A 19615-nucleotide genomic window follows, 5' to 3' on the forward strand; every position below is an offset into this window, starting at 1 on the left:
TGGGCGCGGTGTGTCTTGTGTGTTCGCGCGGCTGCCGGAAATCGGCGGCCGCGTTCATTTTTCCGGGCAAATGATATGGGGGTGTATCCAAATCGCTACCAACGGCAAAAAAGAGATCGAGATCAACGAGGCCATCCGTGACAGGGAAGTTCGCCTGATCGGCGCAGACGGCAGCCAGCTGGGCGTCATGTCCGGCCGGGAGGCGCTGCGCCTGGCGCAGGAGCAGGACCTGGATCTGGTGAAGATCGCGCCCCAGGCGCAGCCGCCTGTGTGCAAGATCCTGGACTACGGCAAATACCGCTTCGAGCAGCAAAAGCGCGAAAAGGAAGCCAAGAAGAACCAGAAGGTCATTGAGATCAAGGAGATCCGCCTTTCCCTGAACATCGACACCAACGACTTCAACACCAAGGTCAATCAGGCCGAGAAGTTCCTGAAGGCGGGCCACAAGATCAAGGTCTCCATCCGATTCCGCGGCCGCGAGATGGCCCACACCAATCTGGGCCTCGAGGTGGAAAAACGCTTTGCCGACGCGCTGCCCGACGCGCAGGTCGACAAGGCTCCCAAACTGGAGGGGCGCAGCATGCAGATGTTCATGAGCCCCAAGCCCGGCGCCCAGCAGAAGTAACACAAAATCTTAGGAGGAACGAACAATGCCTAAAATCAAAACCCATTCCGGTGCGAAGAAGCGCTTCAAGCTCACCAAGACCGGCAAAGTGAAACGCGGCCATGCTTACCGCAGCCACCTGCTCAACGGCCACGGCAAGACCACCAAGATCAAGCGCGGCTACCGCAAGAACGCCTACGCCGACAAGACCAATGCAGCCGCTGTCAAGGCCATGCTGCCCTACGCCTGAGGTCTTTAAAAGGCAAGGACTCTGAAATTCGACAAGTGACTGTGTAAAGGAGATAGAACAATGGCTCGTATCAAAGGCGCGATGATGACTCGCAAACGCAGAAAGAAGACCCTGAAGCTGGCCAAGGGCTTCTACGGCAGCAAATCCAAGCATTTCAAGATGGCCAAGCAGCAGGTCATGAAGAGCGGCAACTACGCCTTCATCGGCCGCAAGCTGAAGAAGCGCCAGTTCCGCAACCTGTGGATCACCCGCATCAACAACGCTGTTCGTCCTCTGGGCATGAACTACTCCAGCTTCATGAACGGCCTGAAGAAGGCCGGCATCGAGCTGAACCGCAAGATGCTCAGCGAGATGGCCATCCACGACCAGGCCGGCTTTGCCGCTCTGGTGGAGACCGCCAAGAAGGCGCTGTAAAATAAAAAAACGAGCAACGCCCGCGCGCACGCACGGGCGTCGCTTTGTATTGACAGCAAAAGGCCCCGCGCCGGGGCTGTGGCTTCGGCGCGGCGCTTTTCTTGTGAGGTGCGAAGTGCCCAACCGCATTACCAGCCGTGAAAACGACAAAATAAAATATGCCTGCAAACTGGCCCGTTCGGCGGCCTTCCGCGGGGGCGAAAACGCCTTCTTCGCGGAGGGCTTGAAGCTCTGCACCGATCTGGCCGCCGCCTGCCCCTTAAAGGTAATATATTATACCGCCGCCGCCCTGGAAAAGACCCCCGCGCTGGAAAACCTCGGCCGGGAGAATTATCTGGTGGAGGAGCACGTGGCCGAAAAGCTGGCGGAGGGCGCCTCCCACCAGGGCGTGTTCGGCGTGTTCGAACGCCCCGCCGCCCGCTTTGAGGACCTGCCCGTGCCCGGCCGCCTGCTGGCGCTGGAGCGGGTGCAGGACCCCGGCAACGTGGGCGCGCTTTTGCGCAGCGCCGCCGCCTTCGGCTTCGAGGGCGTGCTGCTCTCGCCCGGCTGCGCCGACCCCTTCGGCCCCAAGGCCCTGCGTGCCTCCATGGGGGCCGCGGCGCGCCTCAGGGTGGTGCAAACGCCCCACCTGCCCGACGCGCTGGCCGCGCTGCGGCAAAAGGGCGTGACGGCGCTGGCCGCCGCCCTCTACAACAGCCGCCCGCTGGACGAGGTGCCCGCCGAACTTCCCGGCGGGGTGTGCCTTGTCATCGGCAGCGAGGGCCAGGGCCTCACCGACGCGGCCGTTGCCGCCTGTGACGCGGCGGTGCGCATCCCCATCACCGACAAGGTGGAAAGCCTCAACGCCGGCGTGGCGGGCAGCGTGCTGCTGTGGCACTTCCGGGGGGCGGGCAGATGACCGACGGATGCTGGTGGCTGTGGCTTTCCTTCGTGCTGGGGCCCGGCGCGGCCCACTGCCGCCGCCTGCTGGATGTCTACGGCAGCGCCCGGGCGGTGCACGAAGCGGTGGGCAGGGAGGACCTCTCCGGCCTGCTCACCCCCGGCCAGTGCGGCCGCCTTTCCACCGACCCCGCCGTCTTCGCGCCCATGGAGGCCCGGTGCGCGGCGCTGGGCGTGCAGGTGCTCACCATGGCCGACCCGGATTATCCGTCGCGCCTTATGGACATTGAGGACGCGCCCCCGGCGCTTTTCGTCACCGGCGAGGTCTCGGCCCTGAACGCCGGACACACCGTGGGCATGATCGGCTCCCGCCGGCCCAGCGCCTACGGCGTGGAGGCCGCCGCCGGCATCGGCAAACAGCTGGCCGAGGCGGGCGTCTGCCTTGTGAGCGGCCTTGCCGACGGGCTGGACAGCGAGGCCCACAGGGCCGCCGTGAACGCCGGCGCGCCCACCATCGGGGTGCTGGGCACCCCCATCGACCAGACCTACCCCGCCACCAACCGCCGCCTGCGGGCGCAGATGGAACAAACGGGGGCGGTCATCAGCGAGTTTTTCCCCGGCGAAGCGGCCCAGCGCAGCAACTTTCTTTTGCGCAACCGCCTCATCGCCGCTTTGAGCGATGCTGTCTGCGTGGTGGAGGCGCGGGAAAAAAGCGGCACCATGAACACCGTGGGCCACGCCCAGCGCTACGGCCGGCTGGTCTTTGCGGTGCCGGGCGGCATCTTCAGCGAGGTGTGCGCCGGCACCAACCGTCTGCTGGCGGAAGGCAAAGCCCGCATGGCCACCGGCGGCGGCGCGCTGCTGGAGGCCCTGGGCCTGGAAGGGCAGGGGGCAAAGCCCGCCGCCCCCGCGCAAACGGCCCCGCCCCTCTCACCGGGGGCAAAGACCATGCTGGGATGCCTTTCCCAGACGCCCCGCCCGCTGGAGGCGCTGGCCGCCGAGACGGGCTTGGACGCGGGCAGCGCCCTGGCCGCCCTGCTGGAACTGGAAGTGGCGGGCGAGGCCCGGGGCTGCGCCGGCGGACTGTTCCGCCGCAAATGAAACCGTTAAGGAGAAGCAAATGTCGAAACTGGTCATTGTGGAGTCGCCTGCCAAGGCGAAAACCATTGGAAAATATCTGGGCGACGGCTACGAAGTCACCGCCAGCATGGGCCACATCCGCGATCTGCCCGCCAGCCAGCTGGGCATCGACGTGGACCACGGCTATGCGCCTCAATACATCAACATCAAGGGCAAGGAAAAGCTCATCAAGGAACTGAAGGCCGAGGCCAAAAAGGCCGACGAAGTCTTCCTCGCCACCGACCCGGACCGGGAGGGCGAAGCCATCAGCTGGCATCTGGCCTATCTTTTGGGCCTGCCGGTGGACGCGCCCAACCGGGTCACCTTCGGCGAGATCACCAAGAAGGGCGTGTCCGAGGGCATGGCGCACCCCCGCGCCATCGACATGGACCTGTTCAACGCCCAGCAGGCCCGCCGCGTGCTGGACCGTCTGGTGGGCTACAAGCTCAGCCCCTTCCTTTGGCGCAAGGTGCGCCGGGGCCTCTCCGCCGGGCGCGTGCAGAGCGTGGCCGTGCGCCTGATCGTGGACCGGGAGAAGGAGATCGAGGCCTTCCAGCCCCAGGAGTACTGGAACATCGACGCCACCCTCGCCGCCGGGCACAAGAAGTTCACCGCCCGGCTCTACGGCACCGCCGCCGGCAAAAAGCTGGAAATTCCCACCGGCGACAAGGCCGCCGAGGTGGTGGCGGCGCTGGAGGGCAAGGACTACACGGTGACCAAGCTCACCCGGGGCAGCCGCAAAAAGACCCCCGCGCCCCCCTTCATCACCTCCACCCTGCAGCAGGAGGCCAGCCGCCGGCTGGGCTTCACCGCCACCCGCACCATGCGTGCCGCCCAGACCCTCTACGAAGGCGTGGACATCGCCGGCCGGGGCACCCTGGGCCTCATCACCTACATGCGTACCGACAGCCTTCGGGTCTCCGACGAGGCCGTGGCGGGCGCGCGGGAGTACATCGGCGCGCAGTACGGCGAAAAATATGTCTACACCGGCAAGCGCACCTACAAGAGCCGCAGCGCCACCGCCGCCCAGGACGCCCACGAAGCCATCCGGCCCAGCGTGCCGTCCCTCACCCCCGACGAAGCGGAAAAGAGCATCTCCGGCGACATCGCCAAGCTCTACCGCCTCATCTGGAGCCGCTTCATCGCCAGCCAGATGAGCGACTGCGAGCAGGACACCGTCTCCGCCCAGATCACCGCCGGCGGCTATCAGTTCCGGGCCGCAGGCTTTGTGGTCACCTTCGACGGCTTCACCGCCCTCTACGAGGAGGCCACCGACGAGAAGGAGAAGAAGGAGACCGCCCTGCCTCCCCTGGAGGAGGGCCAGACCCTCAAGCTCAGCCAGCTGACCCCCGAGCAGAAGTTCACCCAGCCCCCCGCCCGCTACACCGAGGCCACCCTCATCCGGGCGCTGGAGGAAAACGGCATCGGCCGCCCCTCCACCTACGCCCCCATCATCACCACCATCGTGGACCGGGGCTATGTGGAGCGGGAGCAGAAAAAGCTCAAGCCCACCGTGCTGGGCCGCACCATCAACGAGCTGATGCTGGCCGAGTTCGCCCCCATCGTGGACGTGGCCTTCTCCGCCGACATGGAGAAGAACCTGGACAAGGTGGAGAGCGGCAAGGCCGACTGGCACGACATCATCGACCAGTTCTACAAGCCCTTCGCCGCCAGCCTGGAAAAGGCCGAGAAGGACATGGAGGGCAAAAAAATCAAGGTGCCCGACGAGGAGACCGACGAAATTTGCGAAAAGTGCGGCCGCAAGATGGTCATCAAGACCGGCCGCTACGGCAAGTTCCTGGCCTGCCCGGGCTTCCCCGAGTGCACCAACACCCGGCGCCTTGTGAAGGACACCGGCGGCCGCTGCCCCAAGTGCGGCGGGCGGATGCTGCTGCGCCGCAGCGCCAAGGGCCGGGTCTACTACGGGTGCGAGAATTACCCCAACTGCGACTTCATGACCTGGGATGAGCCGGTGCCCCAGACCTGCGAAAAGTGCGGCGCCACCCTGTTCAAAAAAGGCAGCCGCCTCTACTGCGCGAAAGAGGGCTGCGGGTTCGAGACCCAGGTGACCAAATGAGCAAGGTCAGAGTGCTGGGCGCGGGCCTCGCCGGGTGCGAGGCCGCCCTGTGGCTGGCGGAAAAGGGCGTTCAGGTGGAGCTCTTCGAGCAAAAGCCCGCCCGCAAAAGCCCCGCCCACAAAAGCGAGAATTTTGCCGAGCTTGTCTGCTCCAACAGCCTGAAGGCCGACCGGCCGGACTCCGCCTCCGGCCTGCTCAAGGCCGAGATGGACCTGCTGGGCAGCCACATCCTGCCGGTGGCCCGGAAGGTCCGGGTGGCGGCGGGCGGGGCCCTGGCCGTGGACCGGGACGCCTTCAGCGCCGGGGTGACGCAGCTGGTGGAGAGCCAGCCCAACATCACCGTGGTGCGCAAAGAGGTCACCGAGCTGGACGAGAGCCTGCCCACCCTGGTGGCCACCGGCCCCCTCACCGACGGGGCGCTGGCCGCGGCCATCGCCGAAGTCACCGGGGGCGACGAGCTCTCCTTCTACGACGCGGCGGCCCCCATCGTCACCGCCGAGAGCCTGGACATGAGCCGCATCTTCGCCGCCAGCCGCTACGGCCGGGGCGAGGCGGACTACCTCAACTGCCCCTTCAATAAAGAAGAGTACGAGGCCTTCCACGCCGCTCTGGTGGCCGCCGAGCGGGCCAAGCTCCATGAGTTCGACGGCAACCTCACCGTCTACGAGGGCTGCATGCCCATCGAGGTGATGGCCGGCCGCGGGGCGGACACCATGCGCTTCGGGCCGCTGCGCCCGGTGGGCCTTGTGGACCCCGCCACCGGCCACCGGCCCTGGGCCAACGTCCAGCTGCGGCGGGAGAACGAGGCGGGCACGCTGTACAACATCGTGGGCTTTCAGACCAACCTCAAGTTCGGCGAGCAGAAGCGGGTGTTCTCCATGATACCGGGCCTCGCCAACGCCGAATTCGCCCGCTACGGCGTGATGCACCGCAACACCTTTTTGAACAGCCCCCGGCTGCTGGACCAGGGCCTGCGCCTCAAAGGCCACGAGAACCTGTGGTTCGCCGGCCAGATCACCGGCTTTGAGGGCTATATGGAGTCCGCCGCCTGCGGCCTGCTGGCCGCCCGCAGCCTCTGGGCCGCCCTGAACGGGCGCAGCTATGAAGCGCCCCCGGCGGACACCATGCTGGGCCAGCTCACCCGCTACATCACCAGCGAAAACAAGAACTTCCAGCCCATGGGCGCGAACATGGGCCTGCTGCCCCCGCTGGCCGAGCACATCCGCGACAAGCGCCTGCGCTACGCCGCCATCTCCCAGCGGGCCCAGGCCGCCATGGCCCTCTGGGCAAAGGAAACGGAATAACACAAAGAACAACAAGGAAAGGGTGTAACTGCCATGAAGATCATTCTGGACGCCATGGGCGGCGACAACGCTCCCGCCGAGATCCTGAAGGGCGCTGCCGCGGCCACCGCCGCCTGGCCCGACGTGGAAATTCTGGCCGTGGGCGACGCGGAAAAAATCGCCGCCTGCGTGAAAGAAAACGCCATCGAGATGAAAAACATCGAGATCGTCAACGCCACCGAGGTCATCGAGATGTGCGACGAGCCGGCCAAGGCCGTGCGCGCCAAGAAGGATTCCAGCATGGTGGTGGGCCTGCGCATGCTGGCCGAGGGCAAGGGCGACGCCTTTGTCTCCGCCGGCTCCACCGGCGCGCTGCACGTGGGCGCAAGCCTCATCGTGCGCACGGTGAAGGGGGTCAAGCGCCCGGCGCTGGCCACCGTCATCCCCGGCAAAACGCCCTTCCTGCTGCTGGACTGCGGCGCGAACGTGGAGTGCCGCGCCTCCATGCTGGAGGCCTTCGGCGTGATGGGCAGCGTCTACATGAACAAGGTCATGGGCCTGGAGCAGCCCCGGGTGGCGCTGGTGAACAACGGCGCCGAGGAATCCAAGGGCACCCCCACCTATGTGGAGGCCCATCAGCTGCTGAAAAACAACAAGGCCATCCACTTTGTGGGCAACATCGAGCCCCGGGACATCCCCGCCGGCCATGCGGACGTGGTGGTGGCCGACGGCTTCACCGGCAACGTGGTGCTGAAACTCACCGAGGGCCTCGCCAAGTACTTCGGTTCCAAGCTGAAGGAGATGTTCAAAAAGAGCCTGGGCACCAAGGTGGGCTACCTGCTTTTGAAGGGCGGCGTGGCCGACTTCAAGAAGAGCATGGACGCCGACGAATACGGCGGCGCGCCCCTGCTGGGCACCCGCCGCCCGGTCATCAAGGCCCACGGCTCCTCCAATGCCCGGGCCATCCAGAACGCCATCCGGCAGGCCAGACTCTGCGTGGAGAACGACCTGTGCGGCGTGATGGCCGAAAGCCTTGCCAACCTGGCCGACGAAGCCGCCAACTGACCCCAACAGGAGGCATTTTTCCATGCATCAACTGGAGACCGTCATCGGTTACACCTTCAAGGACCCCACCCTGCTGGAGACCGCCCTCACCCACACCAGCTTTGCCAACGAGGCCAAGGGCCGCGTGAAGCACAACGAGCGGCTGGAATTCTTGGGCGACAGCGTGCTCTCCATCGTGGTGGCGGACTACCTGTTCCACCACTGGACCGACCGCCCCGAGGGGGAACTGACCAAAGCCCGGGCCGGCCTTGTGTGCGAGAGCGCCCTGTTCCAGTTCGCCCAGGAAATCGACCTGGGGCGCTATCTGCGCCTGGGCCGGGGCGAAGAGCGGGGCGGCGGGCGCACGCGGCCCAGCGTCGTGTCCGACGCCTTCGAGGCCCTCATCGCCGCGCTTTATCTGGACGGCGGCATCGAGGTGGCCCGCGCCTTCATCCTGCCCTTCATCACCGAGGGCAAGACCGCCGAGGCCGACTACAAGACCCAGCTGCAGGAGGTCATCCAGCAGAACCCCGAGGAGCGCCTGCGCTACGAGCTGGAAGGGGAGACCGGCCCCGACCACGACAAACACTTCAAAATGGCGGTGTACCTCAACTCCAACCTCATCGGCCGGGGCGAGGGGCACAGCAAAAAGGCCGCCGAGCAGGCGGCCGCCCGGCAGGCCCTCAAGCTGATGGGCCTGGTGAAATAACGCTTTGGGAGCAACGCAATGGTACTGAAAGAACTGGAGATACAGGGGTTCAAGAGCTTCCCCGACCGCACCCGCGTCAAGTTCGACCAGGGCATCACCGCCGTGGTGGGGCCCAACGGGTCGGGCAAGAGCAACATCTCCGACGCCATCCGCTGGGTGCTGGGCGAGACCAGCTCCAAGCAGCTGCGCGGCGCGGGCAAGATGGAGGACGTCATCTTCGGCGGCACCCAGCTGCGCAGCGCCATGGGCTACGCCATGGTCAACCTCACGCTGGACAATTCCGACCGCCGGCTGGAAGTGGACGCCGACGAGGTGGTCATCGGCCGCAAATACTACCGCTCCGGCGAGAGCGAATACTCCATCAACGGCCAGAACGTGCGCCTCAAGGACGTGTATGAGCTCTTCCTGGACACCGGCCTCGGCCGCGACGGCTACTCCATCATCGGCCAGGGCCGCATCGCCGAGATCGTGGGCGCGAAGAGCGCCGAGCGCCGTGAGATCTTTGAGGAGGCCAGCGGCATCGCCAAATACCGCTACCGCAAAAACGAGGCCGAGCGCCGCCTTGCCGGTGCGGAGGATAACCTTTCCCGCCTGCGGGACATCCTGGGCGAACTGGAGAGCCGGGTGGGCCCCCTGGAAAAGGAGAGCAAAAAGGCCGCCCAGTTTTTGGAACTGAGCGAAAAGCGCAAGGAGCTGGAGGTCACCCTCTGGGTGGACGGCGTACGCCGCGCCAAGGAGACGGTGCGCACCCAGCAGCGCCAGTACGAGACCGCCCAGGCGGACTACGACGCCCTCTGCGCCGAGATAGAAGCCATCGACGCCGAGACCGAACAGGTCCAGGCGGAGATGCAGCGGCTGATGGTGGAGGTGGAGCGGTGCAACGCCGCCATCCGCGCCATCACCGAGGAGCAGGCGGGCAGCGACAGCCGTCTGGCCGTTCTGCAAAACGACATCGACCACAACAACGCCTCCATCGCTTCCTTTAAAGAGGAGATAGAGGCCGCGGGCGCGGGCAAGGAGGGCCTTGCCGCCGAAGCCGCCGCCCACCGGAAGGCCATTGAGGAGCTGGAAGCCAAAATGGCCGAACTGGAGGCCGAGGCCGCCCGGCGGGAGGAACAGCTGGCGGCCATCCAGGCGGAGAACGCCGCCACCGGCGAGCGCCGGGGCGCTGTCACCGGCCTGCTGGCCCAGCTCACCGCCCGCCAGACCGACGCGAAGGTGCGGGCCGCCTCCTGCGCCTCCAGCGCGGCGGCCGCCGCCGAGCGGCTGAACGCCATCGCCGCCGACAAAGAGAAGAATGCCGAGGCCCTGAAGGGCCTGGAAGCCGAGCAGGCGGACACCGCGGCCTACCTTGCCACGGTGAACGACACCCTCGCCCGGCTGGAAAACGTGCAGAACGGCCTGAAAATGAAGCTGGCCAGCCGCCAGAAACAGCTGGACGAGGCGGACGCCGCCGAGCAGCAGATCACCCGCCAGCGGGAGGCCGCCGTGCAGCGCCTGCAGGTGCTGGGCGATCTGGAACGCAACATGGACGGCTACCAGCAGAGCGTCAAGACCGTGATGCGCGCCGCCCAGAATCGCCGTCTGCGGGGTATTCTGGGCACCGTGAGCGGCCTGCTCACCGTCCAGCCCGGCTACGAGCTGGCCATCGAGACGGCCCTCGGCTTTGCCTTGCAGAACATCGTGGTGGACGGCGAAGGGGCCGCCAAGGCCGCCATCGCCTTTTTGCGGGACGAAAAGGCCGGCCGCGCCACCTTCCTGCCGCTGGACACCGTCAAGGGGACCCGCATGGATTCCTCCCGCCTTTCCGGCAGCGCCCGGGTGGCGGCGGATTTAGTAAAGTGCGACGCGAAGTACGACAACATCGTGGCCAATCTCTTGGGCCGCATCATCGTGGTGGACGAGATAAACGAGGCCTCCCGGGTGGCCCGCAGCCTTGACTGGCGCAACCGCGTGGTCACGGTGGACGGTCAGGTCATCAACGCCGGCGGTTCCTTCACCGGCGGCTCCACCAGCCGGTCGGCGGGCCTGTTCAGCCGCCGCCAGGAGATGGAGGACCTGAAAAAGAAGGTGGCGGACCTGGAGAAAAAGCAGGACGCCGCCGCCGAGGCCACCGACAAGTGGAAGGCGGAGGTGGACGCGCTGAACGCCCAGCTCACCGCCGCCGCCAGCGAGGCCATCACCGCCGGGGGCGATAAAATTCGCGCCGAGGCCGAGGCCCGCCGCATCGAGGCGGCCCTCAGCCAGGCCAAAGCCGCCGCCGAGCTTTCTGCCGCCGAGGCGGACAGCCTCGCCGCCCAGAAGGCGAAGGACGAGGCCGAGGGCAAGGCAGCCGCCGCCGAGCAGGAAAAGCTGGCCGGCGAAATTGCAGCCCTTGAAAAAGAGCTGGCGGAACTGGCCGGCAGCGACGACAGCTTTTTGGCCACCCGCGCCCGCCTCTCCGACGAGCTTTCCGCCGTGCGCATGCAGCGGCTGGAGGCCGGCAAGGACAAGGACCTCCACGCCGCCGCGCTGGAGACCCTGGCCAGCCGCTCCGGCGAGAGCGACGAGCGGGACAAGACCCTGCGGGCGGGCATCGCCCGTCTGGAGGCGCTGAACGCCGAGAACGAGGAAAAGATGGCCGCCGTGCGCCTGCAGAAAGAGGAGGCCGCCGGCCGCATCGAGGAGCAGGAGGCGAAGATCGCCGCCGCCAGCGCCCGCCGCATGGAAAAGGAGGGCGAGGTCAACCAGAAGACCCAGAAGGTGCGCGCCATCACCGACCAGCGGGAAAAGATGAGCCAGGAGATGGCCCGCCTTGCCGAGCGCAAGAGCGCCGCCGAGGTGGAGTACGACCAGACCATCGCCAAACTCTGGGAGGAGTACCAGCTCACCATGACCGACGCTCAAAGCCTCTGTGTGGAGTTCGACTCGGTCACCGAGCTGCGCCGCCAGGTGGGCGAGGTGCGGGGCAAGATACGGTCGCTGGGCAACGTGAACGTGTCCGCCATCGAGGAATACAAAGAAGTCAGCACCCGCTACGAGACCCTGCGGGAGCAGGTGCGGGACGTGGAAAAGAGCAAGGCCGAGCTGACACGGATGATCAACGAGCTTTCCGGCGAGATGAAGACCATCTTCACCGAGAGCTTCAACCAGATCAACGGCCACTTCGGGCGCATCTTCAACGCCCTCTTCGGCGGCGGCTCCGCCAGCCTGTCCCTGGCCGACCCGGAGAACGTGCTGGAAAGCGGCATCGACATCCAGGTGGCCCCTCCGGGCAAGGTCATCAAGAACCTGTCCGCCCTCTCCGGCGGCGAGCAGGCGCTGGTGGCCATCAGCATCTACTTCGCCATCCTGGCGGTGAACCCCGCCCCCTTCTGCATCCTGGACGAGATCGAAGCCGCCCTGGACGACGTGAACGTGGTGCGCTACGCCCAGTACCTCCAGCGCATCTGCGACGCCACCCAGTTCATCGTCATCACCCACCGCCGCGGCACCATGGAGGCCGCGGACGTGCTCTACGGCGTCACCATGCAGGAGGACGGCGTGTCGAAACTTTTGCGCCTTGACCTGGACGAGGTGGACGCTTCGCTGGTGTCCTGAGGAAAAGGTGTGAAAACCGGCGGATTTTGCAACATTCGCCCCGTTTCGGCCGTATATACTTACAGTACGCCCCGCCCCCCGCGGCGGGAATAACAGAAAATGAGGGAACAGACCATGGGATTTTTCAGCCGCAAAGAGAAACTGGACGAGGGCCTTGCCAAGACCCGCAAGGGCTTTTTCGCCGGCATCCTGGACATGATGAACGCCGGCAGCATCGACGACTCCTTCTACGATGACCTGGAGGACCAGCTCATCCTGGCGGACGCGGGCGCCGACGAGGCCGACCGGCTGGTGACCGCTTTGCGCCAGCGGGTGCGCCACGAGCACATCAAGAACGCCGCCGAAGCGCTGGAAGCCCTGAAATCCATCATCGTGGAGGAACTGCGGGCGGACGGCCCGATGAACCTCTCCGGCCGCCCGGCGGTCATCATGGTCATCGGGGTCAACGGCGTGGGCAAGACCACCAGCATCGCAAAGCTGGCCCGGCTCTACAAGAGCCAGGGCAAGAGCGTGCTGCTGGCCGCGGGCGACACCTTCCGCGCTGCCGCCGCCGAACAGCTCACCATCTGGGCCGACCGGGTGGGCGTGCCGGTGGTGCGCCACGGCGAAGGGGCCGACCCCGCCGCCGTGGTGTTCGACGCGGTGCAGTCCGCCGCCGCCAAAGGGGTGGACATCGTCATCTGCGACACCGCAGGCCGCCTGCACACCAAGCACAACCTGATGGCGGAGCTGGCAAAAATTCGCCGCAGCGTGGAAAAGGCCTGCCCCGCCGCCAGCGTGGAGACCCTGCTGGTGCTGGACGCCATCACCGGCCAGAACGCCATCAGCCAGGCCGCCCAGTTCATCGATGCCGCCGGCGCCAGCGGCATCATCCTCACAAAGCTGGACGGCACCGCCAAGGGCGGCTCGGTCATCAGCGTCAAGCAGAAGCTGGGCCTGCCGGTGCGCTTTGTGGGCGTGGGCGAGGGCATGGACGATCTGATGGAATTTTCCGCCGAGGACTTCACCGACGCTCTCTTCGCGGAGCACTGAAAAAAGGAGAAACGACATGCTTATCTGCGCCGCCACCGGCAACGCCGGCAAACTCAAGGAGATCCGCCGCATCCTGGAGGCTCAGGGCCACACGGTCAAGAGCCAGAAGGAGCTGGGCATCACGCTGGAGCCGGAAGAGACCGGCACCACCTTTGCCGAAAACGCCCGTATCAAGGCCCGGGCCATCTGCGAGGCCGCCGGCCTGCCCACCCTGGCCGATGACTCCGGCCTTGCGGTGGACGCGCTGGACGGCGCGCCGGGGGTCTATTCCGCCCGCTACTGCGGCCGCCACGGCGACGACGAGGCCAACAACGACAAGCTGCTGGCCGCCCTTTCCGATGTGGAGGAGGGCCGCCGCACGGCAAAGTTCGTCAGCGCGGTGTGCTTTTACCTGCCCGGCGGCCGCCAGCTGACGGTGCTGGGCGAGTGCCCGGGCCGGGTGGGCTTCGAGCGGGCCGGCGCCAACGGCTTCGGCTACGACCCGCTGTTCATCCCCGACGAGGTGGGCCTTGCGGGGGGCGGCAAGGCCCCCAACGCCGAGGGCCGAAGCTACGCCCAGCTGGAAGACTGGGAGAAGGACGCCATCAGCCACCGCGGCGTGGCCATGGCCAAACTGGACAGGGAACTGCCCGCCTTCCTGGCGGCGGGGGAGGGCGCGGGCGCGCCCATCACCGCCATCGAGGGTACCTTGGGCTTTGAGCGCAACCAAAAGCGGGACGGCGACCGCCTCACCCGCGCGCTGCGCTGAACACAAAACCAAAAACGGAGGAATTTTTTCATGCTCACAAGCAAACAGCGCGCCGCGCTGCGCAAGGCCGCCAACGGCCTGGACCCGGTGTTCCAGGTGGGCAAGGGCGAGATCGACGAGACCCTCATCAAGTCCACCGCCGACTGCCTGGCCGCCCGGGAACTCATCAAGATGAAGGTGCTGGAGACCAGCCTCTACTCCGCCCGCGAGGCCGCCGAGCTGCTGGCCGAAAAGACCGGCGCCGAGGTGGTGCAGGTCATCGGCTCCAAGTTCGTGCTCTTCCTCAAAAAGAAGAAGGAGAGCCGCTTTGAAGACCTGCTGAAATGAGCTCAGCGCACCCGAAAGGAGCATCCGCCATGGAAGGGGAAAACCGGGGCCCGCGCCGGCCGGACGGTGAACGTGTGCTGCTCTTCGGCGGCACCTTCGACCCGCCCCACAACGGTCACATCCACTTTCTCAAAAGCGCCATCGAGGCGGCAAAGCCCGCGCGGGTGGTGGTGATGCCCTCCTGCATCCCGCCCCACAAGGCGGCCAGCGCCACCCCGGCGGCGCTGCGCCTTGCCATGTGCCAGTGCTTTAAGCCCCTTTTCCCGGCGCTGGAAGTCAGCGACTGGGAGATACGCCAGGGCGGCAAGAGCTACACCATCGACACGGTGAAGATGCTGGAACAAACATACCCCGGCGCGTCGGTGTATCTGTGCGTGGGCAGCGACATGCTCACCACCTTCACCGAATGGCGCGACTGGCAGGACCTTTTGCGCCGCACGGTGCTGGTGGCCCAGAGCAGGGAAGAAGGGGACATGCCCGCATTGCGCGCCGCCGCCCGGGCCCTGGAGGCCGAGGGCGGCAAAGTGCTCTTCACCGACGCGCCCGCCCTGCCCCTGGCCTCCACCGACCTGCGCGCCCACCGGCGGGACCTGTCCGCGGTGCCAGAGGCGGCCCGGCGGGTGATCGAAGAAAACCATCTCTATGAAAGGTGACAAGAATATGACCTGCGGCGAAGCCGAAAAAATGGTGAAAAAGGCGCTCTCCAAAAAGCGCTTCACCCACACCGTCAACGTAAGGGACAAGGCGGTGGAACTGGCGGCCCTCTACGGCGCAAGCGAGGAGAAGGCGGCCCTGGCCGCCCTTCTGCACGACGCGGCCAAGGAGCTGCCGAAAGAGGAATTATTGCAGATTCTGCGGGAAAATGCTATAATAGCGGGTAACGCTGAAAACAGCCCGCCCCCGGTGTGGCACGGCGTCTGCGCGGCCATCCTGGCCCAGACCCGCTGGGGTGTGGAGGACAGGGAAGTGCTGGACGCCATCCGGTATCACACCACCGGACGGGCCGGCATGACCAAATTGGACAAAATCATCTTTTTGAGCGACATGATCAGTGCCGAGCGCGACTACCCCGAAGTGGAGGAGCTGCGCCGGCTTTCCCTGCAGGACCTGGACACGGCGGTGGCCACGGCCCTGCGCTACAATGTGGAGTGGATGGAAGCTTGCGGCAAAACCATCGACCCGATCACAAGGCGGGCGCTGGACGATATGGAGCGTATCGTCAGCACCCGGTAAAACGGAGGTTTGCCCCATGAACAATTCCAATCAGCACAGGAAACTCAACACTTCTTCCGCGTCTCACGGCGCGTCGGGCGCGTCCCGCACGGGCGGCGCGTCCTCTTCCGCCGGCCGCAAGATCAACCGCAGCGGCGCTTCTTCCGCCTCCTCTTCCGGCGCGGCGCGCAACGTCTACCACGCGCCCTCTTCGGCGGCCGCCTCTTCCGGGCGCACCGCCTCCCGGCCTGCCGCCGCCTCCGCCGCCCACGCTTCGGCGCCCCGCCGCCGCAAGAAAAAGCGCAGCGTGCTCAAAACCGTGCTCATCAGCCTGGGCTGCTTTGTGGGCGTGCTGGCCATCGGCCTCTTCGGCCTCTATCAGTGGGTGGTGCGCTCCATCAGCCCCGAGGGCGGCAATCCCACCATCAACGAGATCATCAACACCCCCACCGAGTACAAGGGCGATGTGGTGAACGTGCTGGTGTGCGGCATCGACTACGAGGAGGGCCGCGCCTACTCCGGCGACGGCTCCAACGACGGCATGACCGACATGATCATGTATGTCAACTTTGACGTTGCCAACCACAAGATCAACATGCTCCAGATCCCCCGCGACACCTACCCCGGCGAGGAGTACAAGCACGGCAACACCGGCAAGATCAATGCCGTTGCCCTGTACAACGACGGCATCAGCAGCCTGATGGAGCTCATCCACGAGCAGTACAAGCTGCCGGTGGACTACTACGTCACCATCGACATGCAGAGCCTCAAGGAGATCGTGGACCTCTTCGGCGGCATCGAGGTCTATATCCCCAAGGACATCTCTTACAAGGGCAGCACCCTGGAGCAGGGCTACCGCAACCTGGACGGCGAGGCCGCCGAGTTCTTCGTGCGCAACCGCAACTACGCCCAGGCGGACATCGCCCGGCTGGATATGCAGCGCTATTTCTACCAGGGCCTGTTCGCCCGCATCCGCACCGCCAACGTGTGGGATCTGGCAAAGCTGGCCCCGGTGGCCCTCAAGTATGTGGAGACCAACATCCCCATGGACGAGCTCATCAGCATGGGCGTGAGCTTTTTGCAGGTGGACAGCGCCAACATCATGATGTGCAAACTGCCCACCTACTCCGCCGCCCAGCGCTATAACGATCAGTCCCATCTGATCTGCGACGTGGCCAAGACCACCGACCTGCTGAACGAGTATTTCCGCACCTACGGCGGCCCGGTGTATGAGCTGGACGTTCCCACCCTTGCCACCGTGGGCGAGTCCACCGACCCCAACGTGCAGTACATGGGCCAGCTGGACACCGAAGCCGAGGCCGGTCAGGCCGCCGGCTGATCCCCCATCACCAACAACAGCCGGCCCCGGGCCGGCGAAAGGAGAACCCAATGGAAAGTTTGCAGCTTGCCACCGCCATCGCCAAAGTGCTGGACAAGAAAAAAGCCTCTGACGTGAAGGTGCTCAAGGTGCGGGACCTCACCGTCCTCACCGATTACTTCGTCATCGCCACCGGCACCTCTTCCACCCATGTGAAGAGCCTGGCCGAGGAGGTGGAGTTCCAGCTGGATCAGCAGGGCGTCAAAGCCCTGCGAACCGAGGGCTACGACTCCAAGAACTGGATCCTGCTGGACTATGGCACCGTCATCGTGCACGTGTTCTATCCCGAGGCCCGCAATTTCTACGACCTGGAGCACCTCTGGGCCGACGCCGAGCCGGTGGATGTGAAGTTCGAAGAGGACGAGACCCAAGCGCAGTGAACCGGCGCGGCCTGCCCGCCGCCGTTTGAAACAAATCAATTTCTGGAGTTGATGTCAGGTGAAATACGATTTCAAGGCCGTTGAGAGCAAGTGGCAGAAGATCTGGGCGGACGAAAAGACCTTCGCCGCCAAGATCGACCACTCGAAACCCAAGTTCTACGCTCTGGTGGAGTTCCCCTACCCCAGCGGGCAGGGCCTGCATGTGGGCCATCCCCGCAGCTACACCGCGCTGGACATCGTGGCCCGCAAAAAGCGCCTTTGCGGCTACAACGTGCTCTACCCCATGGGCTGGGACGCCTTCGGCCTGCCCACCGAGAACTTCGCCATGAAGAACCACATCCACCCGGAAGTGGTCACCAAGAACAACGTGGCCCGCTTCAAGAGCCAGCTGCAGGCCCTGGGCCTGTCCTTCGACTGGGACCGGGAGATCAACACCACCGACCCCGAGTACTACAAGTGGACCCAGTGGATCTTCCTGCAGCTGTATAAGCACGGCCTTGCCTACAAAAAGGAAATGAACGTCAACTGGTGCACCGGCTGCAAGGTGGTGCTGGCCAACGAGGAAGTGGTCAACGGCTGCTGCGAGCGCTGCGGCGGCGAAGTGGTCCACAAGGTCAAGAGCCAGTGGATGCTCAAGATCACCGCCTACGCCGACCGGCTCATCGACGATTTGGACGGCCTGGACTTCATCGACCGCGTGGTCACCCAGCAGAAGAACTGGATCGGCCGCAGCCACGGCGCGGAGGTCACCTTCAAGACCACCACCGGCGAGGATCTGGTGGTCTACACCACCCGGCCGGACACCCTCTTCGGCGCTACTTACATGGTCATGGCCCCCGAGCACGCCCTGGTGAAGGAGTGGCTGGAGAACGGCACCATCACCAACGCCGACGCCGTGCGGGCCTATCAGGCCGAGGCCGCCCGCAAGAGCGACTTTGAGCGCACCGAGCTTGCCAAGGACAAGACCGGCGTGTGCCTGGAGGGCGTGAAGGGCATCAACCCGGTGAACGACACCGAGATCCCCATCTTCATCTCCGACTACGTGCTGGCCACCTACGGCACCGGCGCCATCATGGCCGTGCCCGCCCACGACACCCGCGACTACGACTTCGCCAAGGCCTTCGGCCTGCCCATCATCGAGGTGGTGGCCGGCGGCGACGTGGAAAAGGAAGCCTTCACCGACTGCGCCACCGGCGTGATGGTGAACAGCGGTTTCCTCACCGGCATGACCGTGGAAGAGGCCAAGAAGGCCATCACCAATTGGCTGGAGGAGAACGGCAAGGGCCACGCCAAGGTCAACTTCAAGCTGCGCGACTGGGTGTTCAGCCGTCAGCGTTACTGGGGCGAGCCCATCCCCATGGTCTACTGCCCCCACTGCGGCTGGCAGCCCCTGCCCGAGAGCGAGCTGCCCCTGCGCCTGCCCGAGATCACCGACTTTGAGCCCGGCCCCGAGGGCGAGAGCCCCCTGGCCCGCCACCAGGAGTGGGTGAACACCACCTGCCCGGGGTGCGGCGGCCCCGCCAAGCGGGAGACCGACACCATGCCCCAGTGGGCGGGTTCCAGCTGGTACTTCCTGCGCTATATGGACCCCCACTGCGACACCGCCCCCGTGAGCCGCGAGGCCGTGGAGTACTGGGGCCCGGTGGACTGGTACAACGGCGGCATGGAGCACACCACCCTGCACCTGCTGTACAGCCGGTTCTGGCACAAGTTCCTCTATGACATCGGCGTGGTGCCCACCAGCGAGCCCTACAAAAAGCGCACCAGCCACGGCATGATCCTGGGCGAGAACGGCGAGAAGATGTCCAAGAGCCGCGGCAACGTCATCAACCCCGACGACGTGGTGAACGAGTACGGCGCGGACACCCTGCGCCTGTATGAGATGTTCATCGGCGACTTCGAGAAGGCCGCTCCCTGGTCCACCCAGTCCATCAAGGGCTGCAAGCGTTTCCTGGACCGCGTCTGGGGCCTTGCGGACCAAATCGTGCCCGGCGAGGGCTACCGCCCCGAGCTGGAGAGCGCCATCCACCGCACCATCAAGAAGGTGGGCGAGGACATCGAGGTGCTCAAGCACAACACCGCCATCGCGGCCATGATGAGCCTTGTGAACGACTTCTACGCCGCCGGCGGCGTCACCCGCGACGAGTTCGCCACCCTGCTGACCCTGCTGAACCCCTTCGCTCCTCACATCACCGAGGAGCTGTGGCAGCGCTGCGGCTTTGAGGGCCAGATCGCCCACGCCGCATGGCCCGTTTACGACGAGGCCAAGTGCGTCGAGAGCACCGTGGAGGTGCTGGTGCAGCTGAACGGCAAGCCCAAGGCCCGCCTGAATCTGGCTGCCGGCCTGGACGCCGCCGCCACCCTGGCCGCCGTGAAGGCCGCCCCCGAAGTGGCCGCCCTGCTGGAAGGCAAGACCCTGGTGAAGGAGATCGCCGTGCCCGGCAAGCTGGTCAACCTGGTGGTAAAAGGTTAAAACTTTGTGAACGATCGGGAAAACCCCCTTCGCGGAGGAATTTCCGGTTGACAGAATCCTCTGAGGCATAGTATAATCGGGTATGTTGGGTACTTTGCTTTTAAAGG

General features: G+C 65.5%; 18 protein-coding genes. All 18 read left to right on the plus strand.

Going from position 1 to position 19615, the window contains the following annotated elements:
• The first annotated feature begins 70 nt into the window (after window positions 1-70).
• Window positions 71-625 carry a translation initiation factor IF-3 gene (gene infC / locus ACMI1Q_RS00565; RefSeq protein WP_177521334.1) on the plus strand — a complete coding sequence of 185 codons (555 nt, stop codon included), beginning with the start codon at window positions 71-73 and terminating at the stop codon, window positions 623-625.
• A gap of 25 nt (window positions 626-650) precedes the next feature.
• Window positions 651-854 (plus strand): 50S ribosomal protein L35, encoded by a 204-nt coding sequence (gene rpmI, locus ACMI1Q_RS00570; protein ID WP_177521333.1) that lies wholly within the window; start codon window positions 651-653, stop codon window positions 852-854.
• Between the two features lie 60 nt (window positions 855-914).
• Window positions 915-1268 (plus strand): 50S ribosomal protein L20, encoded by a 354-nt coding sequence (rplT, locus tag ACMI1Q_RS00575; RefSeq protein WP_177521332.1) that lies wholly within the window; start codon window positions 915-917, stop codon window positions 1266-1268.
• Between the two features lie 115 nt (window positions 1269-1383).
• Complete coding sequence (locus tag ACMI1Q_RS00580; protein WP_177521331.1) at window positions 1384-2166, plus strand: RNA methyltransferase; 783 nt, start codon at window positions 1384-1386, stop codon at window positions 2164-2166.
• Entirely contained in the window at window positions 2163-3248 is a 1086-nt protein-coding gene (gene dprA / locus ACMI1Q_RS00585; RefSeq protein ID WP_419502436.1) for a DNA-processing protein DprA, read from the plus strand. The genes ACMI1Q_RS00580 and dprA overlap by 4 nt, the downstream gene beginning before the upstream one ends.
• Window positions 3249-3267: 19 nt before the next feature.
• Window positions 3268-5343, plus strand: a complete 2076-nt coding sequence (gene topA, locus ACMI1Q_RS00590; protein ID WP_419502437.1) for a type I DNA topoisomerase — start codon at window positions 3268-3270, stop codon at window positions 5341-5343.
• Window positions 5340-6647, plus strand: coding sequence for a methylenetetrahydrofolate--tRNA-(uracil(54)-C(5))-methyltransferase (FADH(2)-oxidizing) TrmFO (trmFO, locus tag ACMI1Q_RS00595; protein WP_419502438.1), 1308 nt, complete (start codon window positions 5340-5342; stop codon window positions 6645-6647). The genes topA and trmFO overlap by 4 nt, the downstream gene beginning before the upstream one ends.
• A gap of 33 nt (window positions 6648-6680) precedes the next feature.
• Window positions 6681-7691 (plus strand): phosphate acyltransferase PlsX, encoded by a 1011-nt coding sequence (gene plsX, locus ACMI1Q_RS00600; protein ID WP_330059073.1) that lies wholly within the window; start codon window positions 6681-6683, stop codon window positions 7689-7691.
• Between the two features lie 22 nt (window positions 7692-7713).
• Entirely contained in the window at window positions 7714-8379 is a 666-nt protein-coding gene (rnc, locus tag ACMI1Q_RS00605) for a ribonuclease III (protein ID WP_419502439.1), read from the plus strand.
• A gap of 18 nt (window positions 8380-8397) precedes the next feature.
• Entirely contained in the window at window positions 8398-11958 is a 3561-nt protein-coding gene (gene smc / locus ACMI1Q_RS00610) for a chromosome segregation protein SMC (protein ID WP_419502440.1), read from the plus strand.
• 114 nt (window positions 11959-12072) lie between these two features.
• Complete coding sequence (ftsY, locus tag ACMI1Q_RS00615) at window positions 12073-12990, plus strand: signal recognition particle-docking protein FtsY (RefSeq protein WP_419502441.1); 918 nt, start codon at window positions 12073-12075, stop codon at window positions 12988-12990.
• Window positions 12991-13006: 16 nt separating this feature from the next.
• Complete coding sequence (gene rdgB, locus ACMI1Q_RS00620) at window positions 13007-13738, plus strand: RdgB/HAM1 family non-canonical purine NTP pyrophosphatase (protein WP_419502442.1); 732 nt, start codon at window positions 13007-13009, stop codon at window positions 13736-13738.
• A 30-nt stretch (window positions 13739-13768) separates the two neighbouring features.
• A complete protein-coding gene (locus ACMI1Q_RS00625; protein ID WP_419502443.1) occupies window positions 13769-14065 on the plus strand; it encodes a YhbY family RNA-binding protein in 297 nt (98 codons plus the stop codon).
• A gap of 29 nt (window positions 14066-14094) precedes the next feature.
• On the plus strand, window positions 14095-14718 hold the full coding sequence (nadD, locus tag ACMI1Q_RS00630) for a nicotinate (nicotinamide) nucleotide adenylyltransferase (protein ID WP_394978913.1): 624 nt from the start codon (window positions 14095-14097) through the stop codon (window positions 14716-14718).
• Window positions 14708-15298, plus strand: a complete 591-nt coding sequence (gene yqeK / locus ACMI1Q_RS00635; RefSeq protein WP_419502444.1) for a bis(5'-nucleosyl)-tetraphosphatase (symmetrical) YqeK — start codon at window positions 14708-14710, stop codon at window positions 15296-15298. The genes nadD and yqeK overlap by 11 nt, the downstream gene beginning before the upstream one ends.
• A 16-nt stretch (window positions 15299-15314) precedes the next feature.
• Window positions 15315-16616, plus strand: a complete 1302-nt coding sequence (locus tag ACMI1Q_RS00640; protein WP_419502445.1) for an LCP family protein — start codon at window positions 15315-15317, stop codon at window positions 16614-16616.
• Window positions 16617-16666: 50 nt separating this feature from the next.
• Window positions 16667-17035, plus strand: a complete 369-nt coding sequence (gene rsfS, locus ACMI1Q_RS00645; RefSeq protein ID WP_177521319.1) for a ribosome silencing factor — start codon at window positions 16667-16669, stop codon at window positions 17033-17035.
• Window positions 17036-17093: 58 nt separating this feature from the next.
• Window positions 17094-19508: a leucine--tRNA ligase gene (gene leuS, locus ACMI1Q_RS00650; protein WP_419502446.1), complete on the plus strand. Its 2415-nt coding sequence runs from the start codon at window positions 17094-17096 to the stop codon at window positions 19506-19508.
• Window positions 19509-19615 lie beyond the last annotated feature (107 nt).

Source organism: Candidatus Allofournierella excrementavium (genome assembly GCF_048526665.1).
GTDB lineage: Bacteria > Bacillota > Clostridia > Oscillospirales > Ruminococcaceae > Allofournierella_A > Allofournierella_A excrementavium.